At 38.2% G+C, this 24,099-nt stretch carries 20 protein-coding genes and 1 tRNA gene; 7 read left to right on the top strand and 14 right to left on the bottom strand.

All coding sequences use genetic code 11. From position 1 onward, the window contains the following. Window position 1: 1 nt before the first annotated feature. The 10 genes from groES to P9M13_07595 form a co-directional block, all read right to left on the bottom strand. Window positions 2-292 carry a co-chaperone GroES gene (gene groES / locus P9M13_07640; GenBank protein ID MDP8263158.1) on the bottom strand — a complete coding sequence of 97 codons (291 nt, stop codon included), beginning with the start codon at window positions 290-292 and terminating at the stop codon, window positions 2-4. Window positions 293-550: 258 nt separating this feature from the next. Next, window positions 551-623: transfer RNA gene (locus P9M13_07635), tRNA-Phe, on the bottom strand. 56 nt (window positions 624-679) lie between these two features. Further along, window positions 680-1,582 carry a polysaccharide deacetylase family protein gene (locus P9M13_07630; protein ID MDP8263157.1) on the bottom strand — a complete coding sequence of 301 codons (903 nt, stop codon included), beginning with the start codon at window positions 1,580-1,582 and terminating at the stop codon, window positions 680-682. Next, window positions 1,582-2,541: an NAD-dependent epimerase/dehydratase family protein gene (locus P9M13_07625; protein MDP8263156.1), complete on the bottom strand. Its 960-nt coding sequence runs from the start codon at window positions 2,539-2,541 to the stop codon at window positions 1,582-1,584. Before P9M13_07625 ends, P9M13_07630 begins: the two co-directional genes overlap by 1 nt. 47 nt (window positions 2,542-2,588) lie before the next feature. After that, window positions 2,589-3,527, bottom strand: coding sequence for a formyltransferase (locus P9M13_07620; GenBank protein ID MDP8263155.1), 939 nt, complete (start codon window positions 3,525-3,527; stop codon window positions 2,589-2,591). 68 nt (window positions 3,528-3,595) lie between these two features. Then, entirely contained in the window at window positions 3,596-4,540 is a 945-nt protein-coding gene (locus tag P9M13_07615; GenBank protein MDP8263154.1) for a glycosyltransferase, read from the bottom strand. A gap of 12 nt (window positions 4,541-4,552) precedes the next feature. Beyond that, window positions 4,553-6,262 (bottom strand): glycosyltransferase family 39 protein, encoded by a 1,710-nt coding sequence (locus tag P9M13_07610; GenBank protein ID MDP8263153.1) that lies wholly within the window; start codon window positions 6,260-6,262, stop codon window positions 4,553-4,555. Window positions 6,263-6,294: 32 nt separating this feature from the next. Beyond that, the gene (locus P9M13_07605) at window positions 6,295-8,010 is read right to left on the bottom strand and encodes a glycosyltransferase family 39 protein (protein MDP8263152.1); all 1,716 of its coding nucleotides are present in this window, start codon (window positions 8,008-8,010) and stop codon (window positions 6,295-6,297) included. A 66-nt stretch (window positions 8,011-8,076) separates the two neighbouring features. Then, window positions 8,077-8,505 carry a PilZ domain-containing protein gene (locus P9M13_07600; GenBank protein MDP8263151.1) on the bottom strand — a complete coding sequence of 143 codons (429 nt, stop codon included), beginning with the start codon at window positions 8,503-8,505 and terminating at the stop codon, window positions 8,077-8,079. A gap of 128 nt (window positions 8,506-8,633) precedes the next feature. After that, complete coding sequence (locus P9M13_07595) at window positions 8,634-10,565, bottom strand: tetratricopeptide repeat protein (protein MDP8263150.1); 1,932 nt, start codon at window positions 10,563-10,565, stop codon at window positions 8,634-8,636. Window positions 10,566-10,698: 133 nt separating this feature from the next. Between P9M13_07595 and P9M13_07590 the strand changes: the two genes are divergently transcribed. The 4 genes from P9M13_07590 to P9M13_07575 all read left to right on the top strand — a co-directional run bounded on the left by P9M13_07590 (window position 10,699) and on the right by P9M13_07575 (window position 14,140). Then, the gene (locus P9M13_07590; GenBank protein ID MDP8263149.1) at window positions 10,699-11,757 is read left to right on the top strand and encodes a tetratricopeptide repeat protein; all 1,059 of its coding nucleotides are present in this window, start codon (window positions 10,699-10,701) and stop codon (window positions 11,755-11,757) included. Between the two features lie 73 nt (window positions 11,758-11,830). Further along, window positions 11,831-12,967, top strand: a complete 1,137-nt coding sequence (locus tag P9M13_07585) for a glycosyltransferase family 4 protein (GenBank protein ID MDP8263148.1) — start codon at window positions 11,831-11,833, stop codon at window positions 12,965-12,967. A gap of 360 nt (window positions 12,968-13,327) precedes the next feature. Further along, the gene (locus tag P9M13_07580; protein ID MDP8263147.1) at window positions 13,328-13,537 is read left to right on the top strand and encodes a hypothetical protein; all 210 of its coding nucleotides are present in this window, start codon (window positions 13,328-13,330) and stop codon (window positions 13,535-13,537) included. Between the two features lie 51 nt (window positions 13,538-13,588). Further along, window positions 13,589-14,140 carry an arginine decarboxylase, pyruvoyl-dependent gene (locus P9M13_07575; protein ID MDP8263146.1) on the top strand — a complete coding sequence of 184 codons (552 nt, stop codon included), beginning with the start codon at window positions 13,589-13,591 and terminating at the stop codon, window positions 14,138-14,140. 20 nt (window positions 14,141-14,160) lie between these two features. Here P9M13_07575 and P9M13_07570 read toward each other — a convergent pair whose 3' ends face one another. Further along, the gene (locus P9M13_07570; GenBank protein MDP8263145.1) at window positions 14,161-16,188 is read right to left on the bottom strand and encodes an amylo-alpha-1,6-glucosidase; all 2,028 of its coding nucleotides are present in this window, start codon (window positions 16,186-16,188) and stop codon (window positions 14,161-14,163) included. A gap of 289 nt (window positions 16,189-16,477) precedes the next feature. Between P9M13_07570 and P9M13_07565 the strand changes: the two genes are divergently transcribed. Beyond that, window positions 16,478-17,821, top strand: a complete 1,344-nt coding sequence (locus P9M13_07565; protein ID MDP8263144.1) for a hypothetical protein — start codon at window positions 16,478-16,480, stop codon at window positions 17,819-17,821. 24 nt (window positions 17,822-17,845) lie between these two features. On the opposite strand, the gene P9M13_07560 is transcribed toward P9M13_07565, so the two are convergent. The 3 genes from P9M13_07560 to murI are packed head-to-tail and all read right to left on the bottom strand — an operon-like array spanning window position 17,846 to window position 22,175. Continuing rightward, window positions 17,846-20,422 carry an AsmA family protein gene (locus P9M13_07560; protein MDP8263143.1) on the bottom strand — a complete coding sequence of 859 codons (2,577 nt, stop codon included), beginning with the start codon at window positions 20,420-20,422 and terminating at the stop codon, window positions 17,846-17,848. 43 nt (window positions 20,423-20,465) lie between these two features. Next, window positions 20,466-21,326: a YhjD/YihY/BrkB family envelope integrity protein gene (locus P9M13_07555; protein ID MDP8263142.1), complete on the bottom strand. Its 861-nt coding sequence runs from the start codon at window positions 21,324-21,326 to the stop codon at window positions 20,466-20,468. Between the two features lie 18 nt (window positions 21,327-21,344). After that, window positions 21,345-22,175 carry a glutamate racemase gene (murI, locus tag P9M13_07550; GenBank protein MDP8263141.1) on the bottom strand — a complete coding sequence of 277 codons (831 nt, stop codon included), beginning with the start codon at window positions 22,173-22,175 and terminating at the stop codon, window positions 21,345-21,347. Window positions 22,176-22,815: 640 nt separating this feature from the next. Between murI and P9M13_07545 the strand changes: the two genes are divergently transcribed. Together P9M13_07545 and P9M13_07540 are read left to right on the top strand one after the other, a co-directional pair. Next, on the top strand, window positions 22,816-22,977 hold the full coding sequence (locus P9M13_07545) for an autotransporter-associated beta strand repeat-containing protein (protein ID MDP8263140.1): 162 nt from the start codon (window positions 22,816-22,818) through the stop codon (window positions 22,975-22,977). 18 nt (window positions 22,978-22,995) lie between these two features. Continuing rightward, window positions 22,996-23,799, top strand: a complete 804-nt coding sequence (locus P9M13_07540) for an autotransporter-associated beta strand repeat-containing protein (GenBank protein ID MDP8263139.1) — start codon at window positions 22,996-22,998, stop codon at window positions 23,797-23,799. Window positions 23,800-24,099 lie beyond the last annotated feature (300 nt).

Raw genomic sequence — 24,099 nt, 5'->3', positions numbered from 1 at the left:
ATTAGTCTTCAATAACGCCTAATACGTCTTCTTCTCTCATGATCAAATATTCTTCACCATCAATCTTTACCTCGGTACCAGCATACGAGCTGAAAAGAATTCGATCATTACCCTTGATTGAAAGAGGGATCTTTTTTCCACTTTCATCAGTTTTACCTTCACCAATACTCACTACTTTACCTTCGCGTGGTTTTTCTTTCGCTGTATCAGGAATGATAATCCCACCTTTTGTTTGAGACTCAGCTTCAAGCCTCTTCACCAATACACGATCTCCTAGCGGTCTAATTTTCATAAAACCTCCTTTCACTATACAATTCATGAAAATCCGCATTACAATAAAACAGGGTTACTTATGAATGCAATTTGTATACCAGATTGATATAACTTAAGAAAATATCACTCTATACTACTTATATAAAGAGTCTTATGCATCATTTCACCCGGATTTTATTTCTCTCCTGCCGGGCATACTACTGGGCTAACTGTGTAATAATGTCACAGTTTGAGACAGAAAAAAAAGTGCCAGACATACAATGCCTGGCACAGTAAATGGCGAGACACAGAATTGAACTGTGGACGCAGGGATTTTCAGTCCCTCGCTCTACCGACTGAGCTATCTCGCCAGAAATTCCTTAGGAGTTGAATAATATAATCGACTAATAATAAAGTCAACGAAATTCTAGCCCTTTTGGGAAGCAACATATCCCGCTCTTCCCTCAATAATCTTTTTGCATATTTTTCCTGAAGAAATATTACCCGCTTCATTCAATTTCTGCGCAGCATATTCTCCTAGTGACAACACTTGAATTTTTTCTTTTTGCAGCATTGTCATAAAAGAACTAAACCACTCACTATAGACCATACCCTCTAATTCTGCGTGAATAGTTAAAACAGATTCTCCCTGGTCATGTATAAGATTCAAATAATACCGCGATAGTTCACTGATATCTTTAACTGATTCTCCCATAATCTCATCGAGAGTGGGAAGTGTTGTTGGTATTTCAAGGGCTTTATATTTCTTATCCCCATACACAGGAAAAAAGGGATATCGCCCTCTTGTATTGCTTGTATAGGTAATACCCAGCTTATCAATTTCGCTTTGTGCTTTTTCATTCCAGCTCCATCCGGGAGCAGCAAATGTCAAAGCCGCTTGTCCGGTACAGTCTTGGAACGTTTGTGATGCCTTTTCAAGCTCTTCAGCAATCTCTTCTTCTGTCATGCAGTCTAACTTATCATGCCACTTTACATGATCATATCCATGAATACCGATCTCCTGCCCACTCTCTCTCAAGAGGCTAAAGATCTCCTTATTCTTTTCTGCAATAAGCGGGGCGGGAAGTATGGTGCCATACAATATCGTAGGAAACCCGTATACTGACGCTGCACGGGTTCGTAACATCTTCTTCAAGAAACCTTTTCTGGTAAACACACGGCGAATTGCTTTTCCGGAATTATCCGGACCAAGTGCAATATAAAAAGTAGCTTTACATGAGAGCCTTCCAAAAATATCGATCAGTACGGGAACGCCACGGGCCATGCCTTTTGCGGTGTCGACATCAACCTTTATACACAGTGTTTTCATTACTTAAGATTCTCGTAAAACCACTGAACAGTTTTGGTTAATCCATCCTCTAAACTGACTTTAGGGGTAACTCCCAGGATTTCTTTTTGTAATGTAATATTTGGAACACGTCGCGGAACATCTTCATAACTTGTCCCATATATCTTTTCTTGTGGAACAAATTCAATTTTATTGTCCACGTTACAGACTTTTTTCATAGTTTCAGCAAGATGCAAAATAGTATATTCCTTGTCGTTGCCGATATTAATAATATTTCCAACTGCTTCATCTTTTATGCCTGCATTAAATGTTGCATCAGTAGCATCTGAGACGTAGCTAAAGCACCGTGTTTGCATGCCATCACCTACAACCGTTATCGGTTCTTTTCTAATTATCTGGCCCAAAAAGATGGTTATAACTCGTCCAACATCAAGCTTGTCAAGCCGCGGGCCGTAGGCATTAAAATACCTGAGTACTACAACTGGAAGTCCCATCTTTTGAAACGCAAAACAAAAATGTTCACCACATGCTTTAGATGTTGAATAGCACCATCTGTCAATACGTGTAGACCCCAATACCCTGTCATCATCTTCCTTAAACGGAATATCAGGATTTCTGCCATATACCTCAGAAGTAGATGTAAATACCACTTTTTTGCCGTACTTGAACGCAGCTTCAAGAACACGCTGAGTCCCATTAACGTTTACATTCAACACTTTATAGGGGTCTTCAACATAATGCTCAACCCCAACAACAGCAGCCATATGATATATCAGATCAACTTTCATAATCAGTGAATCCAAGATAACCGTATTAAAAATGCTTTCATGAATATAATGAAGATTTGGGTTATCTATTGCATGGCGAATTTTAAAATCTGAACCTGTATCAATAATATATACTTCATCGCCTCTTTCTAAGAAACGATCCATTAAATGTGACCCTAAAAACCCTGTCCCGCCGGTAATAAGTACTTTCATTCCTCACTCCTTTTTTTATTGTGTCATTATAGTGTCTACTCTATCAGCTATTCTAAGCTATCTCCAGTGCCTATCTGCTCTTTACTGAAAACAGTAAATGCATCGCCCTCTTTTCCATTACCGATCTGGGCCCTTTTAATAATAAACAGGCCTTTACCAGTCCAAACGCGAACACCTTTTGCATCTATTTTTGCGATCGTGCCAGGAACTCCACTACGCGATGAATACACCGATTTACCCCACCAAACATAGATTCTTTTACCCTTATATGATGTATACGCACCTGGATACGGATGAGTAACAGCCCGAACAAGATTATATACATCTCGCGATGTTTGTGTCCACAAAATCTTACCATCATCCGGTTTTCTCCCGCCAAAGTAACTTGCGTGCGCTTTGTCTTGAGGGATACCCGCTAATTCGTTCCTGCTTACCAGCGCAAAGAACTGAGACAAAACTTGTGGTATTACTTTAAGCATCCTATTATGCAGATTTAACGCAATATCTGATGATTTTATAGGGACAGATTTCTGCACAACGATATTACCGCTATCAGGAGTCTTCAGCATGTGATGAATTGTAAGTCCTGTTTTCTTTTGACCATGAATAAGCACCCAATTTATTGGACAGCGCCCTCTATACTGCGGAAGCAGTGACCCATGAAGATTAAATGCGCCTAAGCGTGGTATGGAGATAATCTCGCTCGACAACATATTGCGATAGTAACACGAAAAAATAATATCCGGATTAGCCTTTTTTATGATATTTACAAAAGATTTTGTATTTGGATCTGAAGGTGTATAGACAGGAATATTATTCTTTTTCGCTAGATCATATACCGATTTAAACCATATTTGCTCTTTGTTACTATCTTTGTGCGTAACGACCATTGCTACATCAACGTTTTTTCTGAGCAGGAAATTGAGACATATGTATCCAATATTGCTATATCCAAAAATCACTACTTTTACTTTTTTACTCGCCACGTACTTCTCCAAAACTATCTTCAAACATGACCGCTTATCATCATCGATCAAACAGTCATATTTCCATATCACTCATGATCACTCGATGAATAAACTTTTTTAATGATAAACCGGGGGCGGTGCCTTACCTCAAGATATATTCTTCCTATATATTCACCAATAAGGCCGAGTGCCAGAAACAAAATTCCTACAAATACAAATAAAACTGCAAACAATGTAAATACACCTTCTACTTCAGGACCAACAAACAACCTTCTTATTAAAAGGAATACGCCAAACAACACACCGCATAATGATGTCAGGACACCCAATATGGTGAGGAGTTGGATAGGAAGCAAAGAAAAACCGGTCAATAAATCAAAATTCAGAGTTAATAATTTAAAAAAGTTATATTTTGATTTACCTTTTGTTCTCGCAGAATGTTCAACTACTATTTCAGTAGACTGACTCGCAATTGACGCTGCAAGGGCGGGAATAAATACTGATAGATCTTCATATTGGAGCATATCTTTAACCAGGCTTCTTTTATATGCCCTTAACATGCATCCATAATCCTTCACGCTCACACCGACAACACGTGATGCAACACGGTTGACCATAAACGATAATGTTTTTCGCACAGGAGAATCATTTCTCACGCCACGTATGCCACCGACTACTTCATATCCTTCTTCAATTTTTTGTACAAGTTTTGTTATCTCTTCCGGAGGATTTTGCAAATCAGCGTCTAGCGTAACAATAATCTCTCCCCGGGAATGTGCAAATCCCGCGTATACGGCCGCATGCTGGCCAAAATTTCTTGATAAATCTACAACAACAACTGTCGGATCCGATTTGGAGTATCCTCTGAGCATACTAATTGAAGCATCCTTACTCCCATCGTTAATAAAGATTATTTCATATATTTTCGCTGTTGATTCAAGTGTTTTTTTTAAGCGATCATAAAGCTCTTGTAAGTTACTGCTTTCATTATACACCGGAATCACTATTGAAATATATGGTATAGATGTCATGCATATCCTCGTTTATTCTTTTACATTTGAAATAAGTAGTCTTTTGCGCATATCTTTTATTATATGAAAATCAGGCAAAGAATCTTTGACCCAATCATTGTAACTCGATTTTTTTAGAACACAATAAACTTTTTCATTAGGATCAAGGCTTTTCAGGAAATCTTCGATACTTAAAAAATATTTTTCCGACGTATCATACGACTTACCAAAGTTTAATTCTCCCCAATCATCACCAACAAGAACTATTCGTTTTTTTAGGTAAAATCCAAGATCGCTGAAATGTTCATTGCGCCCAATAATAACAACACGACTGCGATTCTCAGGGTCTCTTTTGGCGATTTCTTCAACAAATACGTAACTACTCTGGGTCGTGTCTAGTTTTTCCATTGCGCTGATTATAAAAATGTAACTTACCAAAAGTGGTATGAGTATACCACAAAAAGCAATTTTTTTTGTTACAAGAGACGTCTGAACCCCCTGTTTCTTTATAACAATCACGACACCGGTAAGTACCGCCACAATTATCATAAAAAGCGATATCCCAGGGACAATATAGGGCAAGATGATAGGAGCATCAACATCTGTTTTCAAACTAGTAAATACTTCCCATAGAACATACACTATCAAACCAAGTAACGCGCATATCGCTACTATAAAAGCATTCTTCATCCCGTTAACATATTTTTCTCTCCATAAAAAATCACCCCAAATATTGCCCACCACTAAAGCAAGCGCTGGTACCATCGGAAGAATGTATGGGGGTAATTTCGATTGTGAAAGTGAGAAAAAAACCAGTATGGCGACCCACCATATATTTAAAAATATTAATGTGCTCTTTACGTTCTCATCTTTAATCTGAAATAGTTTTTTTATTGCAACAGGCACAAAAACTGTCCACGGAGCAAAGAAAATGCTCCCAATAATGAGAAAAAAGTAAAAGGGTTCTTGCCTGCCGGCCGCATCCGTTAAGTACCTTAAGAAATGTTCCTGAATAAAGAAGAAGTTGAAGAATTCCGGGTGAGCGCGTGTGACCATATAGAACCATGGAACGGTAACCGCACAAAAAACAAGCACACCACGCACAATACAGAGCTTTTTTACCACGTTCCATTTACGGGTAACAAGGATATAGCTCCCTACAATTAGAACAGGGAGAACAACCCCAATGAGTCCTTTTGTCAGTACCGCGCACCCCATCGAGGCATATGCCAAAAGGCAGTAACTTAAACGATTTTTACGGTAGCCAGCCCAGATAAGGCACATCGATACGGTAAAAAAACAGGTAAAAGGGCCATCAAGCACAACATATCTATTTACTAAGTAAAAACCTATTGTTGCAAGGAGTATGAGTGTCGATAAAAACCCCTCACGCTCACCAAAGAATTCTTTACCAAATAAATAGACCGCGCATATTGTAATGAGCCCCAAAAGCGCCATCGGAAAGCGGGCGGCAAATTCATTTACCCCAAATGCTTTGTAACTCAGAGCAGTCATCCAGTAACACAGCACGGGTTTTTCAAAATACTTCACGTAATTAAGGTGAGGAGCAATATAATCCCCTGTGGCAACCATCTCGCGCGGTATTTCAGCGTACCGTCCCTCGTCTTTATACCATAGATGGCGATCACCAATCTTAAAGAAAAGCAGTATGGAGCTTAAAACAACAACTACGATGAGAAATCTTAATTTGTAAATTATGTCGGAAATGGTACTAAATGTCATGAGAATAGTTCTCTACTAATCAGGTGGCAGTGCTACTTACGAAGAGTTTTACTTCCCTCATTGATAAAGAGATAAATCTCCGGGGTTTCTTTCAAAAGGGTAAGTCCCTCTACTTTATTTTCAAGTAACTCGCCATATTTATCTTTTTTAATTAAACAATACACTCGCCTGTTACTATTACATATATTTTTAAACTCCTCAAGAGATATAAAATAATCTTGGTTATCACCAATGGCTTTCCCAAAACGTAATTCTCCAACAATATCGCCTACCAATATAATTCTTTTCTTTAGATTAAAACCAACATCACTATATTTTTCATACCCGTCAAATACCGCAACATCAGTTGTATCATCCATGTTCTTTTTTATTTCCTCAATGAATGAATATCTACTTTGCGTTAAACTTAATTTTTCCATAGCGCCGATAACAAATATATATCCGATTAAAACAGGCACCGCTATTGCTATAAGACAGTGTATTTTGCGCTTAACTTCATTTCCCGCAGACATAAAAGATCGAAGGAACCATGCCAGATAACCGGACGCAATAATAAACATTATTCCGATAGGGATAACATAGGGAAGTATTGTCCGCGCTTCAATATCTTTTGAGTAATTCACCCCCAGAACCGTAATGGAAGAAATAGCAATGAGAACAAAACCAACCAAAGTAAAATATAACCCAAACTGTATATATTTTTTCCATTGCCCATCCCATATAAATTCTTTCCAGACATTTCCCACAACAAGTGCCAAAGGCGGTACAATAGGTATTATATACGGAGGCAACTTTGACTGAGAAAAAGAAAAAAACACTAACACAACTATCCACCATAAGTTTAAAAAGATAAAACTGTTTCTTTCCATTGTATTGCCCTTTGAAAAACATTTTCTCAGGGCACATGGAACAAATGATGTCCACGGGAAAAAAAACATAGCTCCAATTATAACAAAATAAAAAATTGATCCATGTCTACCGGCAGATTTCGTTAAAAAACGTTGAAAATGTTCGTGAATAAAAAAGAAGTCAAAGAATTCCGGATTCTTCAGCGACACGGCTAGAAACCATGGAACACTCACGATCAAAAACACCAGTATTCCCCACAAAATACGTGAACGTTTGATAAGGGAGAAATCCCGGGCAACAAGTATATAACTCCCAATAATTAACCCAGGAAGAACAAGGCCAATAAGCCCTTTTGTCAGTACAGCAAGCGCCATACATGCATATGAGAGAAGAAAAATACTTCCTTTATTGCGAATGTTCGCGATCCAAAACAAACACAGTGACGCGGTATTAAAAAATGTAAACGGACCGTCAATTATAAGATATCTACTCACCAGAAAAAAACCTGTTGTTGCGGTAAGAATAAATATACTGAGAGTACTTGTCCGGGAATCAAAAACAACACGCCCAAATAGGTACACCATAAGAATGGTTAAAAAGCCACATAATGCGACAGGAAAGCGTGCAGCAAATTCATTTTCACCAAAAAGATTGTAGCTAGCCGCAGTGAGCCAGTAGGATAAAACCGGTTTTTCAAAGTATTTTACATAATTCAGGTGCGGAGTAATATAATCGCCTGATTCGACCATTTCTCGCGGAATTTCAGCATATCTTCCCTCATCACTTGACCAAAGTGGTCTATCTCCCAGCTTAAAAAAGAGGAGAAATACAGCAAAAATCAGGATAAGGATTGCTATCCATTCTATTTTTATCCGCTCTAGACGATTAGTACAATTCATTTTATCTGTTCATGGGAGAAATCATTTACATAAAAGATTATTAAGATAACAACCTAACCTTTATATTTACATTTCTTCAGCACCCAACTCAGATGCCTCAGGACAAAACTCTAAAAAGTCTTCAATAGTTTTTCGATCATCTTGTTGAATGCGATAAAAAGACAGGCCATTATCAAATAACTCGCTATTCTTTTTAGCGCATGTTCGCACAACTTCTCCGAAAATAGTCACCGATTCATATCCGTCCATGCTCGGAACATCCATTTCAATTTCCAATATCGTATGGAGTGGAAAATGCTCTTTAGTTGTAAGCATTACCCCCCCCGAACTTAAGTTCTTGCTATCTGCATTTGCATAATTGTGCTTTTGTGTATCATCACATGCCCCGTTCGCACATTTCTTTGTTTCTTTATAAACCTTATAGCGCAAAACTGCTTCGTACGGTATTCGTACAAATCTCCTTCTATTTTGTCCTTCATATTTTGATTCGGCCATAATATACTCACCCGCCTTCCTGTTGGGGTATATAGGGAACCACCATCGATTACTTATCGTGACTAACTATTCTATTTTAGTATACACTACTTTGAGACTGAAAACAAAAAATCTTTGTCAAACGCATATTATTTTTGTTGTAATTTACGTATCCACTGCTCTACTTTTTCTTTGTCAGGTGTCTCAGGACTCAGTTCTAGATATTTCTTGTAGTGCCACGCCCCCTTGTCCTTGTCCCCCATGATGGGATAACATACTCCGAGACAATAATTAACTTCAGGATCTTCAGGACTAAGTTCATACGCGATCAGGAAGCTTTTAAATGCATCGTCATATTGTTTTAACTTAATATATACTAATCCGAGTCCACGATACGCATCAAAATAGTCTGGATTAAGTTCAAGAGCTTTGCGATATTTTTCTATAGCATCCTGGTAGTCACCACGGTCATAAAGCTCAACACCTTGATTGTAATAGTCGATATATATCGATTTATTAAATGATTCTATCCATTCTTCAACCATCTGCCTGTCTTCGGCTTCAGGATTAAGTTCAAGATATCTCTTATAGTGATACTCACCTTTTTTTGTATCTTTTTTAACAATCGGATAGATAACCCCTAAACAATAATTGATTTCAGGATCGTCAGGATCAATTTCATACGCTTCAAGGAATATATCTAAAGCATCACTATAGTTTTTCTGCTTAACGAGTGTTAAACCGACCCCGCGCATCGCATCAACATAATCCGGAGATAATTCAAGTGCTTGCAAGTAACTTTCTAACGCCTCATCATATTTCCCTTGGTTATAGAAATCAACACCCTTGTTGTAATAAGAGACATCAAGATTTCTTTCAATTGACGCTATCCATTCCTGGACTTTTTTCCTGTCAGGCGCGTCGGGACGTAACGCAAGGTATTTATTAAAATGCGTAATACCACCTTCAACATCACCTAAAAGAGGAGATACTATGCCAAGACAGTAATGCACTTCAAATGAATCAGGATTTATACGCAATGCTTCCTGAAAACAATTGAGTGCTTCACGATATTTCTTTATCTGAATATAGGAAAGACCCAGGCCGCGCCACGCATCTTCAAAACGCGGGTTTTTATCTAGCGCTTCTTTATAATATTTGATCGCCTGTTTATACTTCCCTTCTCCATATGCCGCGACACCATTACTATATGACGAAATATTCGCACGTGCGCTGAGCTCTTTCTTTTTGTTACGTAGCTTTTTTCTCCATTTTTTCACCTGTGGAATATCAGGCGCATTTGGCTTCATTTTTATGTATTGAGTATAATGAAACACCGCTTTTTCATGATCGCCAAATACGGGATACACAACACCAAGATCATAATGGCTCTCTGCGTTATGAGGATTGATTTTTAATGCTGTCTCAAATTCTTTTGCCGCGTCATGATACCGCCCTCCTCTCACATATACGAGCCCTAACGCGTTATGAGCGGGTCCGTAATGCTTATTTAAACGTAATGCTTCTTTATAATAATATTCTGCTTCATCATAGTGCCCTCTATTAAATGCATCTACACCGCTGTTATACATTTCGACCATCTCGGGATTACGGTGTATTTTACCTTTTCTTCTCAGATTATCAATCCATCCTTCAACTTTATCTCTATCGGAAGCACGCGGTTTTAACCGCAAATACGTTTCAAAATGTTCTATCGCTTTGTCATTATTACGCATCACGATAGGATACATGATCCCCATTCCATAATGAGACTGAGCATGATCTGAGTCAATAAACAATGCCTCTTCAAAGGCTTCAAAAGCTTTCTTGTACTGTTTAAGCCGCACATAGCTCATTCCTAAACCATAATATGCATCTACATAGTCAGGATCAAGGTTCGCTGCCTCACTATATAGTTCAACTGCCAAATCATAATCCTTATTATTAAAATAATCTGTTGCCTGATCATAACATTTGTCAGCAATTTCCATTGCATCTTCGGCTATTCCTGAAGAAATCAATGTGCAACTCACAATTAAAAAACTGATAATAGCAGCACGCATACTATGTGTTTTTCTCATACATTCCCCTTGGTGAAACAACCCCTTAAAATGACTCTTTCCTAAAAATGACTTTTAGTGTATAACGTATTGACGTATACACATTGTCACACGTTCAACAAACTATTACTATATTATAACTTTTTTATCCATTATGAAGAAAATATTTTTTCTAATTATTTTACTTATTATCACGGCCTTCATTGTTATAATTTATATCACTCATTTCAAATCGCCACCCTCGCTCACTATTCAAAGCGAAAAACTAAAGCATATTGCCGAACTCCAACAATCAATTGCCATAGATCCGGATAACCCTGATCTTCACAATAATCTCGGAATCGCATTTTTTCATGACGGGCGTTATCCCAAAGCACTTAAAGAATTTGAAAGAGTCATTGCCCTTGACCCTCATTATGCAGAAGCACTATATAATATTGGAGCAGTCTATGGAAACCTGGGAAAATACAATAAAGCTATTACCTATTATCGTCAGGCCACGGAAATAAATGAAAATCAAGCAGAAGCACTCAACAATTTGGGCCTTGCCCTTTTCAATAAAGGAGATTTAAAAACAGCACTACTCCATTTTAAGAAGGCTTTGCATTTAAACCCGCAGCTCACAGCGGCACGTAATAATATCGGGCTTGTGTATATCAAGCAGGAGAATTATGATGCTGCCATAAACGAACTTCGTGAAGCCATAGCCCTACGATCAAACAGTGCTGAAACCCATTACAACCTTGCCGTCGCATACAATAAAACGGGGAGATTTGAGGAAGCATTAAGCCAATACACCAAAACTCTCACATTACAGCCTGACTTCTTCCTTGCTGATTACGGATTGGCTCAAATTTACTATGATATAAAAAAAGATAATAAAAACGCCCTGATTCATTTTAAAAGGTATCTTTCAGCGCATCCTGGGGATCCGGAAATTAAGAATATAATAGCGCAGATCGATAAAACAATGTTCCCTGAAAATAACGCAAGCAACAATGCATCTATTACACCTTCTCATGAAGCACTTACCGACAGGTCACCTGTAGCCCCGACAACGGAAGATGATGAATATATTGAGCGGGAATTTGATACAAATAACGATAGAATCATTGACCTCTGGCACTTTTACAATGATGCCGGCACCCTCATTAAAAAGAAAATTGACACAAACTTTGATGGAGAACCAGACAAAGAAGAAGTATTAAAATAGTAGATTGTCAAACTCCGATACTTTAGTATAATACAAGACTATACATTTAGTATATAATCGAACGGTAAACACTATGAAAATAATTATAACTTCTCCCTATGATCTTTTTCCACCAAAAACGGCTCATGCCCGCCGGTCTCTATCAATTGCTGATTATCTTATCAGAAAAGGTTTCTTGGTGACTATGCTTGTCCCGGAAAACAAAAATATCCCGTGTGAATTTACCGAATGTAAAAAAGGATTTCATATCGTTCCATACAAAAAAAAGCATCGGTTTCATTCTTTTCTCAATATTGATTTTATGCGCACACTACACAAAGAGATACAAAAACATGAAACCAGTGTATTGGTAGAATATCCCTATCAAGGGCTTATGGTACATGTTCTATCAAAATTATTTTCGTATCCATATGTCCTGGACTGTCACGACATCGAAACAACCCGCTTAAAGGGACTGGACAAAAAACTCTTCGCCATGCTTCTTGATTTGCCTGAGAAATTTTTGATAAAGAAAGCTGATTCAGTGCTTGTTACCACACATAATGATGCACTGCTTATGCAATCAAGAAAACTGAGAACACCGACACTTATTCCAAACGGGGTAGACATAGAGCAATTTAAGCCTATAGAAAAGGACCGTTCAGTATTAGAACACCTCGGCATTAAAAATGAGACAGTGTGTATGTTTTATGGCAACTTCAATGATCCACACAATGCTCGTGCTGCCTCGCTCATAAGCACGCATATCGCACCAAAAGTATATGAAAAAGATAACTCAGTGAGATTTCTTCTTGTGGGAGACAATCCCCCACCACTTAATTATCACCCTTCGATTATTACAACGGGCTATGTTGATAATATAGAAACATATATTTCTGTTTCTGATCTTATCATTCTCCCCCTAAACTCAAGTGGCGGGACTCGCCTCAAGATACTTGAAGCCATGTCATGCGGAAAACCTGTTATAGCTACATATCTCGGGATAAAAGGACTCCCTATTGATGAGGGTCATAACATTCTCTTAGCAGTTGATACAGAATTTCACCGTAAAATAGCGGCCTGTCTTTCCGGCACTTATAACTTGAGTGACATTTCAATACAAGCACGAAAAAAAGCTTTAGAGTTCGATTGGGAGCTCATTCTCAGCCCCTTAAAAGACATACTGTACACGAGCTCTGATAACAGCGCTTATCATAAAAAAAGCAAATAAGATTGCCTTGCTTCTTGGCACCCAAATATCTTTTCCTCCCTTTGTTCCCCTTATATATTTTATTGAATATAAAGCAGGAAAATTTTTCCTTCTAAAAAATAATGGTGAATGGCATATGCCCGATATTACAAGCGTGTATTCTTTTCTAACCCATTTTGACAAGACATTCTATACTATTATGATAGGGTTTATTGCTATAGGTATTCCTCTTGCGATACTCACGTATACTGGCATTTATTATCTAACAAAAAATCATTACCTGAGAAAGCACAAAGTTTTTTGTTAAATTTTATTGACATTTCCTTTGAATAATTTTTTAATCTCTTTGTGTATTAAAAGCAATATACTGGAGGATTAATTATGTGCTGTCATTATTGTGATTATTGTGAAGATTGCGAAGATTATAGTCCAAACAATGAAAACTGCTGTGCAAGCTGTCAAGATTATGAAGATTGCCCATTTAGACAAGGTGGCGTCAGTCCGGATTACGAAGATGAATTCGATAACGATTTAGAATCTAGCCGCGGCGATTATGATAAACAAGAACAAGATAAAGAGGATTACGCGTAAGAACTTTCGTTACCTAATAACAAACTTTCACTACAACAAGGAGTGCATTCGATGCAAATACATAATATAGTTCCAAAAAAAGTGTTCCTCACAAAAGGAGTAGGCAGCCATAAAGAAGAACTTCGTTCATTTGAGCTTGCATTAAGAGATGCGGGCATCGAAAAATGCAATCTCGTAACGGTATCAAGCATACTGCCTCCTCATTGTAAGATCATACCGCGCAACAAAGGATTAAAGGAAATTGCTCCGGGAATGATAACGTTTACCGTATGCAGCAAATGTTCAAGTAATGAACCTCACCGGGTTCTATCCGCTTCAGTTGGCGTCGCCGCACCGTCGGACAAATCTATGTACGGATATCTCAGCGAACACCATGCCTGGGGCCAAACAGAGAAAATGGCGGGGGATTATGCAGAAGACCTTGCCGCCTCAATGCTTGCTTCCACACTCGGCATTGAATTCGATGAAGATAAAAACTGGGATGAAAAAGAAGAAGTGTATCGAATGAGCGATAAAATTGTTCGAACGACAAATATCACTCAAACAGCCAAAGGTAAAAAAGGATATACAACAGTTCTTGCAGCTGCAGTATTTCTTCTGTAAACCTCTTGACTCAGACACAATTAAAATCTTTTTGTGAAATGCGCGGTAGCGTCTGTTTCCTTTGATTTATTTCTTACATCCACAATATACTCAAAATACACCCTCATTATTTCAGCAACACTCCATGCTTGAGAGATACACCCTCTCGGATGGTGCGGAACCGTTCCATCAAAAATTTCAGATATTGTTCCTAACCCTGCACAATGAAGATGATCAATAAATGGCGCCATAAGCTTCTTAATGTGTTCCGTGCTAGCGGCATTTATACCATTTACCCTCATGTACGCGTCAACATATGAACCAATCGTCCATGCCCATACCGTACCCTGATGATACGCATTATCACGAACATCTACGCCTCCTCTGTATACCCCTTTATACTTCGAATCTCTCGGAGAAAGTGTCCTCAAACCATAAGGAGTCAACAGTTCATCCTCGACTACATGTAGTATTTGTTTTTCAGCCGCCTTGGAGACTACCGAATACGGTAAACTTACTGCAAAGATCTGGTTCGGCCTTATTGCAGATGAAGAATTTCCTCCATCAACATAATCAAATAAACAGCTGTCTTTTTTATTCCAAAATACTTTTTGAAAACTCTTTTTTACTTTATCGGCTTTTTGCGAATATATTTCTTCCTCTTTTTTACGATGTAATTTTTTACATATATTCGCCATGATTTTAAGTGCGTTATACCACAGCGCGTTAACCTCAACTACCTTACCTTGCCGAGATATTGCGTGGCGCCCTTGGATCTTCACGTCCATCCAGGTTATTGGGGTATCCCCTGACGAAAAAGTAATAAGCCCATCCTTATCTTCATGAATGCCATGCTGCACCCCGGAACTATAATGATGGAGTATCTTATTCATTCCGGAAACACACATTTTCTCCACAAAAATGTAATCACCGGTATACTCAAGATATTTGTGCACCGCATAAAAATACCACAACGATGTATCTGCTGAGTTGTATTGAGGTTCATTACTATCCTCAAGAAGGCAATTCGGTAACATTCCCTTATTAAGATAGTCCATCACTGTAATGAGTATCCTTTCGGCATATTCATAGCGCCCATTGACCAGAGTAAGACCTGGAATCGACACAAGCACATCTCTTCCCCATACATTAAACCAATGGTACCCACCAACAATCATTAATGAATTTTTCTTCATTCCCTCACATATAAATGAATCTGCTGCTAATAGTAATGGATCTAATTTTGTATTGTTATGATTAACACCTCTTAAGAGCATGCTCCGTCTGCTTATTTCTTTTTGCATAAGCTCCATTGTATCTATTTCGTCATACAATTCTGTTGACGCCACAAAAACACAATTATCACCATCCTCAACATTGTAGACAAAATAACCAGGATTATAGACTATCTCATGGCAATCAAATCCACGATATGCCTCTTCCTGATACTCCATATTCCTATAGAAACACTTATCATGATTAAAACTTGCCGCATTATGGTAGAGATATAATGAAGGAATATTTGAATGGGGGGTCAGCTTTATCGCGCCTTCATACACTTCACAGTCACAGCGAAGATTTTCTTCATATTCAGTTAACGCGTGGTAATCCCTGAAATTCACCAGTGGACGCACCTGCAGCGATATTTCCTGAGCGGCACTTGTCCCTAGAAAAAAGTTATAGCTCACTATTGAGGTATCCGCCCCATGAACCATCATTATTGTTTTTTCGACCATTATCCCTTTGACTTCATAAATGAACTTTGGGAACGGAATCAATCGAAACTCTTTAAGGTACAGGTTTCCTTGCGGATGAATTGTGTCAGGATATTGATTTGCCGATAATTCGTATTTTTCACCATCAATAATTAATGTTTCCTCAACTTTTGATAAAAGCAACATACGGCCGCTTGGCTGATTCGTTGCAGAAACAAGTAATCCATGATACCGTCTTGTATTAGCCCCAATAATAGTTGAGGAGGCATAGCTTCCTTTGCCATTTGTTTCAATCCACTCATACTGGGTCGCATTATGGAAATCTCTACATACATTCTTTTTAAAATGAATCACTAGCCGCCTCCTTATCTATGAACACACTCATACGTGTACTGTATCAAAGTTATATCATAATTATATTACATCTTCTTGTATTTTTCAAGAGTATAACACTTAAGTCGTTGATTGCAAGAGTGATACAGATACACATTGAAAGGATATCTCTTTTAACATAAAGAATTAATTATCTTCACTGCGAATTCTTAACCTATTCAAGCTGTATAAAATAATACATCGCTAAATTTATTATTGACATTTACTCTTATTCTGATAGTTTAGGGGCTTATCAACTAAGGAGGATACTATGAATCAGAAAAAATACGAATTAGAAAATGTGACCGAACCGAATCTTATGCGGGAATTGTTCCCCTATCACGATGTACCAAAAATGACTTTTGAGGACGCAACTGTTCCTCTAGATACACCTCAAGATATCTGGATAACTGATACAACATTACGTGACGGACAGCAGTCCCGTCCTCCCTATACAGTAGAACAGGTCGTTCAAATATACGAGTTTCTCCATAAATTAAGTGGTCCTTATGGAGTTATCAAACAAACTGAGTTCTTTCTCTACACTAAGAAAGATAAAGAAGCTATAGAAAAATGTTTGGAAAAAGGATATCGTTACCCCGAAATCACTGGTTGGATACGTGCGGTTAAATCAGATTTCCAGCTCGTAAAAGACATGGGATTAAAAGAAACCGGCATTTTAACGTCAGCATCAGATTATCACATCTTTCTCAAGCTTAAAAGCAACAGAAAGAAGGTAATGGAAGGGTATCTTGATGTTGTAAAAGCAGCATTAGATATTGGAGTTATCCCTCGTTGTCACCTTGAGGATATCACACGAGCAGACTTTTACGGTTTTGCTATACCATTTGTCCAAGAACTCATGAAACTGTCAGACGAATATAAAACACCAATAAAAGTGCGGGCATGCGATACTATGGGCTACGGTGTCCCGTACGCAAATGCGACTTTACCGAGAAGTATACCAAAAATCATTCATGGGCTCATTCATGACGGAGGCGTTCCCTCCGAACAGCTTGAATGGCATGGACATAACGATTTTCATAAGGTTCTGATAAATGCGACTACTGCATGGCTCTACGGATGCTCCGCAGTTAACGGAACACTCCTTGGTTTTGGTGAACGAACAGGAAACTCTCCTGTTGAAGGACTCATAATAGATTACATATCGATTAAAGGTAATAAAGGTATTAATACGACTGTTATTACAGAGATAGCTGATTATTTCACTAAAAAGCTTGGGGTTACTATCCCTTCGAATTTTCCTTTTGTTGGGTCTGATTTCAATATTACACGCGCGGGCATTCATGCTGACGGGATACTAAAAAATGAAGAGATCTATAATATTTTTAATACATCAAAGATACTAAAAAGAGATATTGGCATTGCCATAACAGATAAATCTGGTGCAGCAGGGATCGCGCATTGGATAAATGCACACCTTGATCTTAAAGGAATGGACTTAATCGACAAGAATAATCCAGGCATCCTTTTGATGAAAAAAGCAATTGATAAAGAATATGAATCGCAACGAACAACATCTATATCAAATAATGAGATGACTGCGTTTGGAAAGAAGTTTCTTCCTGAATATTTTGAGAAGAGAACATTATAGTTCTCTTCTCATTATGTTTTTCCCTTATTGCTCTTGAGTGCTTTTATTCTCCAAGGAATCAGAAATCACGTCCATCAGCATGCCCTTTAATGTATCTTTTGTTGACGGAGGCTGACCAGGAACTGTTTCCTTTTTCTCTTCCTTCCCGAAAACTTTATCAGAGAGCAGCTGGACCGCTTCACGCTGAAGGATGTTACCCCAATTAGGGGTAAATTTAGGCGGACCATCAAGAGCACCGGTTATCAGAAACGGCATTGATATCCTACCGTCAGAGCGTGTTAACGCCCGCTGAAGTTTTCCACTGCCAAGACGTTTCGTAAATGCTTCAGAAAAAACGACATCAAGATCATATCGAATCTGGTTGTTTAAAGTAAAATACCCCGATCCAAACAGATCAAAATATTGCGTTTTCATTTTAAGATCATTTGTTCTACAAACACCATTAGTAATTGTAAGCGTTAATGTCAGATCTTTAAAAGAAGTGTCTTTTATATCAGGGAGATTTAATCCAACAATACCGGAGATGACCGATAAATTCTCTAACAAATTAAACGATTTAAAACGCCCTTCACGAATATGCAGTTTTCCGTTACCATTAACGTTATCTTTTATCTGTGCTTCTGTTGCGCCGCTTCCCGTTAAATCCAAAACCGCATCAAGTCTACCGTAAAGAACATCCCCCAGTTTAGAATTTTTCTTCAATATATCGTGTATATCTACATCTTTAAGCTGGGCCTTCATTTTAAATTCATTAAGCGGGCTTGCCGCGTGATAGACTACCTGCCCTTCACCCGTACCATCAAAACCCACAAGATTAAAAGGGTTAATGGTCAAGATCCCGTTTTTAATCAGCATCTGGGCATTGACATCTTTAATGTCGTTTTTCTTATATATAAGCCTGTCGGCATGAAATCGAGCTTTTACATCCATCTTTTCAAACAGTTTTTGATCACTTGATAGCGCAGTTGGACGCTCTGCCATAACAACCGGTGCTTCACTTCTATTGGTGATTTCTACTTTTTTAGAGGGGCTCGCCTCTGGCGTGACTACCTTTTCGCCTCGAGGTATCACACGTGGCCTATTTTGGCTGCTTGCATTTTTCTCGGGCAAAAAGAGCATAATCTCCTCGAGATAACATTCTTTAACCTTAACATCAAATTCTGCTCGCGGAGCATCAAAACCATCAATAAAACCATTCATAAAGAGTTTTGATTTTTCGACGGTTACCTGTACTTCTTCAAAATCAATACGTTCGGCATGAATCTTCAATCTTCCATTTAAAACCGCATGAACACTCGGATTAAGCGGTGTTGCAAACCTTACCTGATCGCATTGAATAAACCCTTGGGTATCAAGCTTCTTTGTCCCCGCTACCTCACCCTTTACATCAAGTTTCACATTAATAGCACCTGTTGGTGAATACCCTTTTAGTTCCTTTAAAGATATTAGATCTTTCATCATGATCTTTCCGTTCACATTCAGATCAAGGCGCATTTTCTCCTGTACATTAAAATCATTAACCGAACCCTGTACAGAAAGCTTTGTGTCTCCATAGAGTAAATGCAACTGGTCAATAGCAATATCTTTACTTTCTTTAATACGTCCTTCCAGATTGCTTGTAAGGGCCTTTCCCTTCGTTTTTTCAAATAGGTCTTGATAGAGTACTGAAGCATTGGTCATATCTGTCTTTGATTTAATATATATATCATCATGTTTCCCTTTGAGAAGAAATGTGAGAGATACCGGACCTTTTATCTTCGGAATATCATCAGAAGAAGAAACATAACTCATAAGCGGCGTAATATCACAGTTATCAATGTTACCATTAATTGTAAAAGATAATTTGTCTAGATGTGACAATATATCAAATCCAGCGGGAATTGCTCCTACCGTTGCTGAAAACGCAATGCTCCCAGTTTTATTGAGTTCTCCAGCCATTTTAATATTGATTCGCCCACCGACTCTCACACCAGCTATTGTCGCATCGAGATTTGATAGGTCTATGGTCACTTTTTCTTTCATCATGTGATCGATAAATACGACGTGTCCATCGTTTATAATGAGGCTCCCTAGCTCAAACTGTGGGTTTTTACGCTCTTGCCTTTCAGGACCTGGCACGGGAGCAGGTATTGCTGGAGGAATACGCTTTGGTAAAGTTTTACCTTTTTCTACCTCGGGAGACAGGATTCTTTTAGCCGCCTTAACTCTTTGAGTCGGTGCAGGCATGAAATTAAAATCACCGTTTTTGTCTCGTATAACAGACACGTACGGTTTATCAAAATATATCTTGGACACCTCGATCTTTTTTGAAAGTAACGGCAAGATCTTTACTCGTATAGTAAATGCGTCACAGGAAAAGAACACCTTGCTTGAATCACTCAATCCTTCATATATCTTCACTTCATTCGTTGATACACCTACCCCACCTATAAGATTAAGCTTCAGATTCCCTAATTCAATCTTTTTCTGTAAAGCCTTCTGGGCTTTTTCAATGATGACACCTTTATAATGATTTACATCTATAAATAACGGAAGGGTAAATATCAATACAATAAATACAACACATATTACTAAGAGAGAAACAAAAAATTTCTTTTTCATACATCCTCCTACTATCGTTTGTTGTTAATAGCTTGATGAAATATTAATCTTGTTTTGCTTCAACGGCATGATCCTCGCAACATGTCCCAGATAATTCTTTGTAGTTTTGAAAACAATACGATATCTCTATCCCAATCAAGACTATCAACCAGGTAATAAAAAGCCACGCAAGAAAAAGTGGAACGGTACTGAGTGATCCGTACACAATATTGTAGTAGAGAAAATGTGTCGTATAATATCCGAACGCTACCTTCGCTATCTCCCACAATATCCCACCAATAAGTCCACCAACTATAGCTGCACTCCAGCGCACATTCGTATTCGGAATGATCTTATACGATAAAACAAACGCCAAACACGAAAAAATAAATGGAAGCGTGACATAATAGATCTTCTGTATAAACATAAAACTATGGTCAATACTCATAAGTTGTATCTTGAAGCTCGAGGTAATATAAAATGATAAACCGATCAAAAGAGGCAGGCCAAGCAAGATACCAGCATAGGCGTTATACCTCTGCATGATAGTTCTCTTTTCCTTCACTCCCCATATATGATTAAATGAATCTTCGACAATATTAAAGAGTGCGAGAGATATTATGGCCACACCTATTACTCCAATAATGCTTACCGCTTTTATGTTTGTCGCAAATTGATCAATATAACTCGAAATGAGATGGCCGATCTTCTCCCCGACATTCGGCAAAAAATGCATAAGGATCTTTGCCTGAATCTTATCTTTTATTTCATTGATCTGCGCAAAGCTCGCAAATAAGGAAAAGGTTACCGCAATTAACGGCACCAGAGAAAAAAGCATTGCAAAAGCCATTGCGGAAGCACGCTGCATACAATTGTGCCGATTAAACTCTTTGTATAATATCTTAAAAAACTTTATTATTGTCATACACATTCTCACTTTCATTTAGAAATGTACAATTTCTTTCTGTTCCGGCCACGTATATTTATTAATCCCATTATAGATGGAAGATTTCCACAGTTTTTTAACTAAAGAAGTGAAAGCATCGACATCTCCTGTGGCAAATAAATCAAATGTTGGATCATTAGAAGGAAAACATTCTAATGTATGCTCTTTTAATATTGTTGCCAGTGTTGCAATCGATGAATATGGAGGGTATGCAATTTTCATCTTTTCCCCGACTATATGGGCCACTAAATCTTTTATAAAATTAAAATGAGTACATCCCAGAACAAGTGTATCTGCCCCCTGCTCCATGAGCGGGCACACATAGTCGCTTATACATTTAATAATCTGGTTGGTGAATATATCCCCTTCGGAAATCATATTTACCAGTCTTGAACAGGGAACAGACAAAACATTGATTGAAGGATCAATCTGGCACAATGCATTTTTTAGAAACTCACTTTTTGCAGTCAACTTTGTGGATATGATACTCACTTTTTTGTTTCGTGTAAGAGATATTACATCCCGAAAAAGGTGTTCAGTAAAAATACCGACAACAGGGATAGAATACTTTTCACTGATTGTCTTTAGTGCAACGGCACTGGCAGTACTGCATGCTATAACCAGTGCTTTTACACCCTTAGCTACAAGCACTTCAGCAATATTCAGTGAATAGGTAATAACCTCATCTGTTGATTTTTCACCAAAAGGCTGATGTTGGGAATCTGCAAAGAAAACAACACTTTCTTTTGGTAATTGATTTGAAATCTCCGTAACAAGACTCAATCCTCCCACTCCCGAATCAAATACACCGATAGGTCTATTGTTCATGTCTCTCTCTTAAGTTATCAATACCAATACCACGCCCGTAATTTCTTTTCAATTTTTTAGTGTCTTGAATTGTGAATTATTTCGCCTTTCACAATCCGATACTTTTCAAGATGCCTTTCACATAAGCAATACTTCTTTTAGGGTTATCCTTTGATCTGTCTTTTATCTTGTTAAAAGCACATTTCACTTTATCAATCCCATATTCATCTATCATCTTAGTAAATCTGAAGTACTCCCCATTGAATACACTTTTTACAATTTATTTACATTTCCTATAATTTATATATTATCACAATATACATAAATATTTCAAAAAAAGAAAGGGTCTTATGTTTAAAAAACTTATTTATTTGATCAGTGCGATAATTTTTACTGGCGGTTTTATATCTTCTGATTTGTATGGATAGGAAGTGTAACTTTTTATAGACCGGGAGATTTCACTGTTAATGGCAGCGCGATTTTAACAATAAATAGTGGTGTAGCAAGGTTCTATGGCTATGCCTCTACATTTTCTTATCCCTTAAAACTTGGAGCAGAACAAACATGGAGTAGTGATCATGGTAGTGGTTATCTTGAAATAAGCGCTATAGATACGAATGGAAACAATCTTACACTTAATGGTATTGGGGATTTTATATTAATGGGAGAGGTAAGCGGTATAGGATCTATTACCAACGCAGGTTCAGGAACAACGACGTTATCAGGGGTAAATACCTATACTGGTGCGACAACAGTAAGTGATGGAACATTACAATATGGGGTTGATAATGCGCTTTCAAATACTACTGCAGTGAGTGTTTAGTCAGGGAAGGTGCTTGATATGGCAGGATATGATGACACGATAGAATCGCTTGCAGGCGCGGGAAATGTGACATTAAGCAGTGATTTGACTGCAGGGGGAGATGATTCTAGTACAGCATATAGCGGTATCATGAGCGGGACAGGGAGTTTTAGTAAAAGCGGTTCAGGAACGATGACGCTTTCAGGTGCGAATACTTATTCGGGAGAAACAACGATTAATGCAGACACACTCTCTGTGACCGGTAGCATTGCAAATAGTGCTGCTACAATCAACGATGGCGGCAAACTCATTGGTTCGGGAACTGTTTTTAATCTTACGGTGGCAGACGACGGTACTTTTTCTCCGGGATTGAGTCCTGGCACGCTTAATGCCGGCCCTACTACGTGGGAAAGCGGGTACACGATTAATGATGCTATAGGCACAAAAGGGGATGATCCTGGATGGGATTGGCTTGATATTACGGGTGGGCTTAATATAACAGCGACTTCCGAGCCTTTCGAAGAATTTATGCTTATGCTATCAACGATGGGAGTCGATGCCTCTAACTTTGATAATTCTCAAGATTATTCATGGGTTATAGCAACTGCTTCTACCGGAATTACCGGTTTTTCTGCTGATAAGTTTAATGTTGAGAAATTTGCATTTACAAATGACCTTGGCGGTGGATCTTTTGGCATTGAAGAGGTCGGTAATGATATCAACCTGACGTTCACCGCCGTCCCCGAACCGTCAACATACGCGCTTTTCGGTATCGGGCTTTTGGGATTGATTGGCGGATGGCTAAAAAAACAAAAGCATACCAAATTACAGCCTATGCGGTGATAACTAATTCCCTTTATCCTTTATTGTCATTCCCGGAGTCTTTTAGCGGGAATCCATGCCCTAAACTTATTTTATTACTATACTTAATTCCAATCCACGTTTGGAACGAATTAGAGGGAAAGACAGATCAAAAGATAATCCTAAAAGAAGCATTGCTTATGTGAAGGGTGTATTGCAGAGTATGGAGGCTAACATCTGAAAAACATTTTCAAAAGTTTTATCTTTTTTGTGAACAACAACACTTCGTTTTGTCTTTGGGTTTTTAGTTTTTTTTGTAGCGGCCATATATAGCTGGTCATG

This window comes from Candidatus Ancaeobacter aquaticus, assembly GCA_030765405.1.
In the GTDB taxonomy this organism is placed as follows: Bacteria; Auribacterota; Ancaeobacteria; order Ancaeobacterales; family Ancaeobacteraceae; genus Ancaeobacter; species Ancaeobacter aquaticus.
This window is presented reverse-complemented; position numbering and strand designations above follow the sequence as displayed.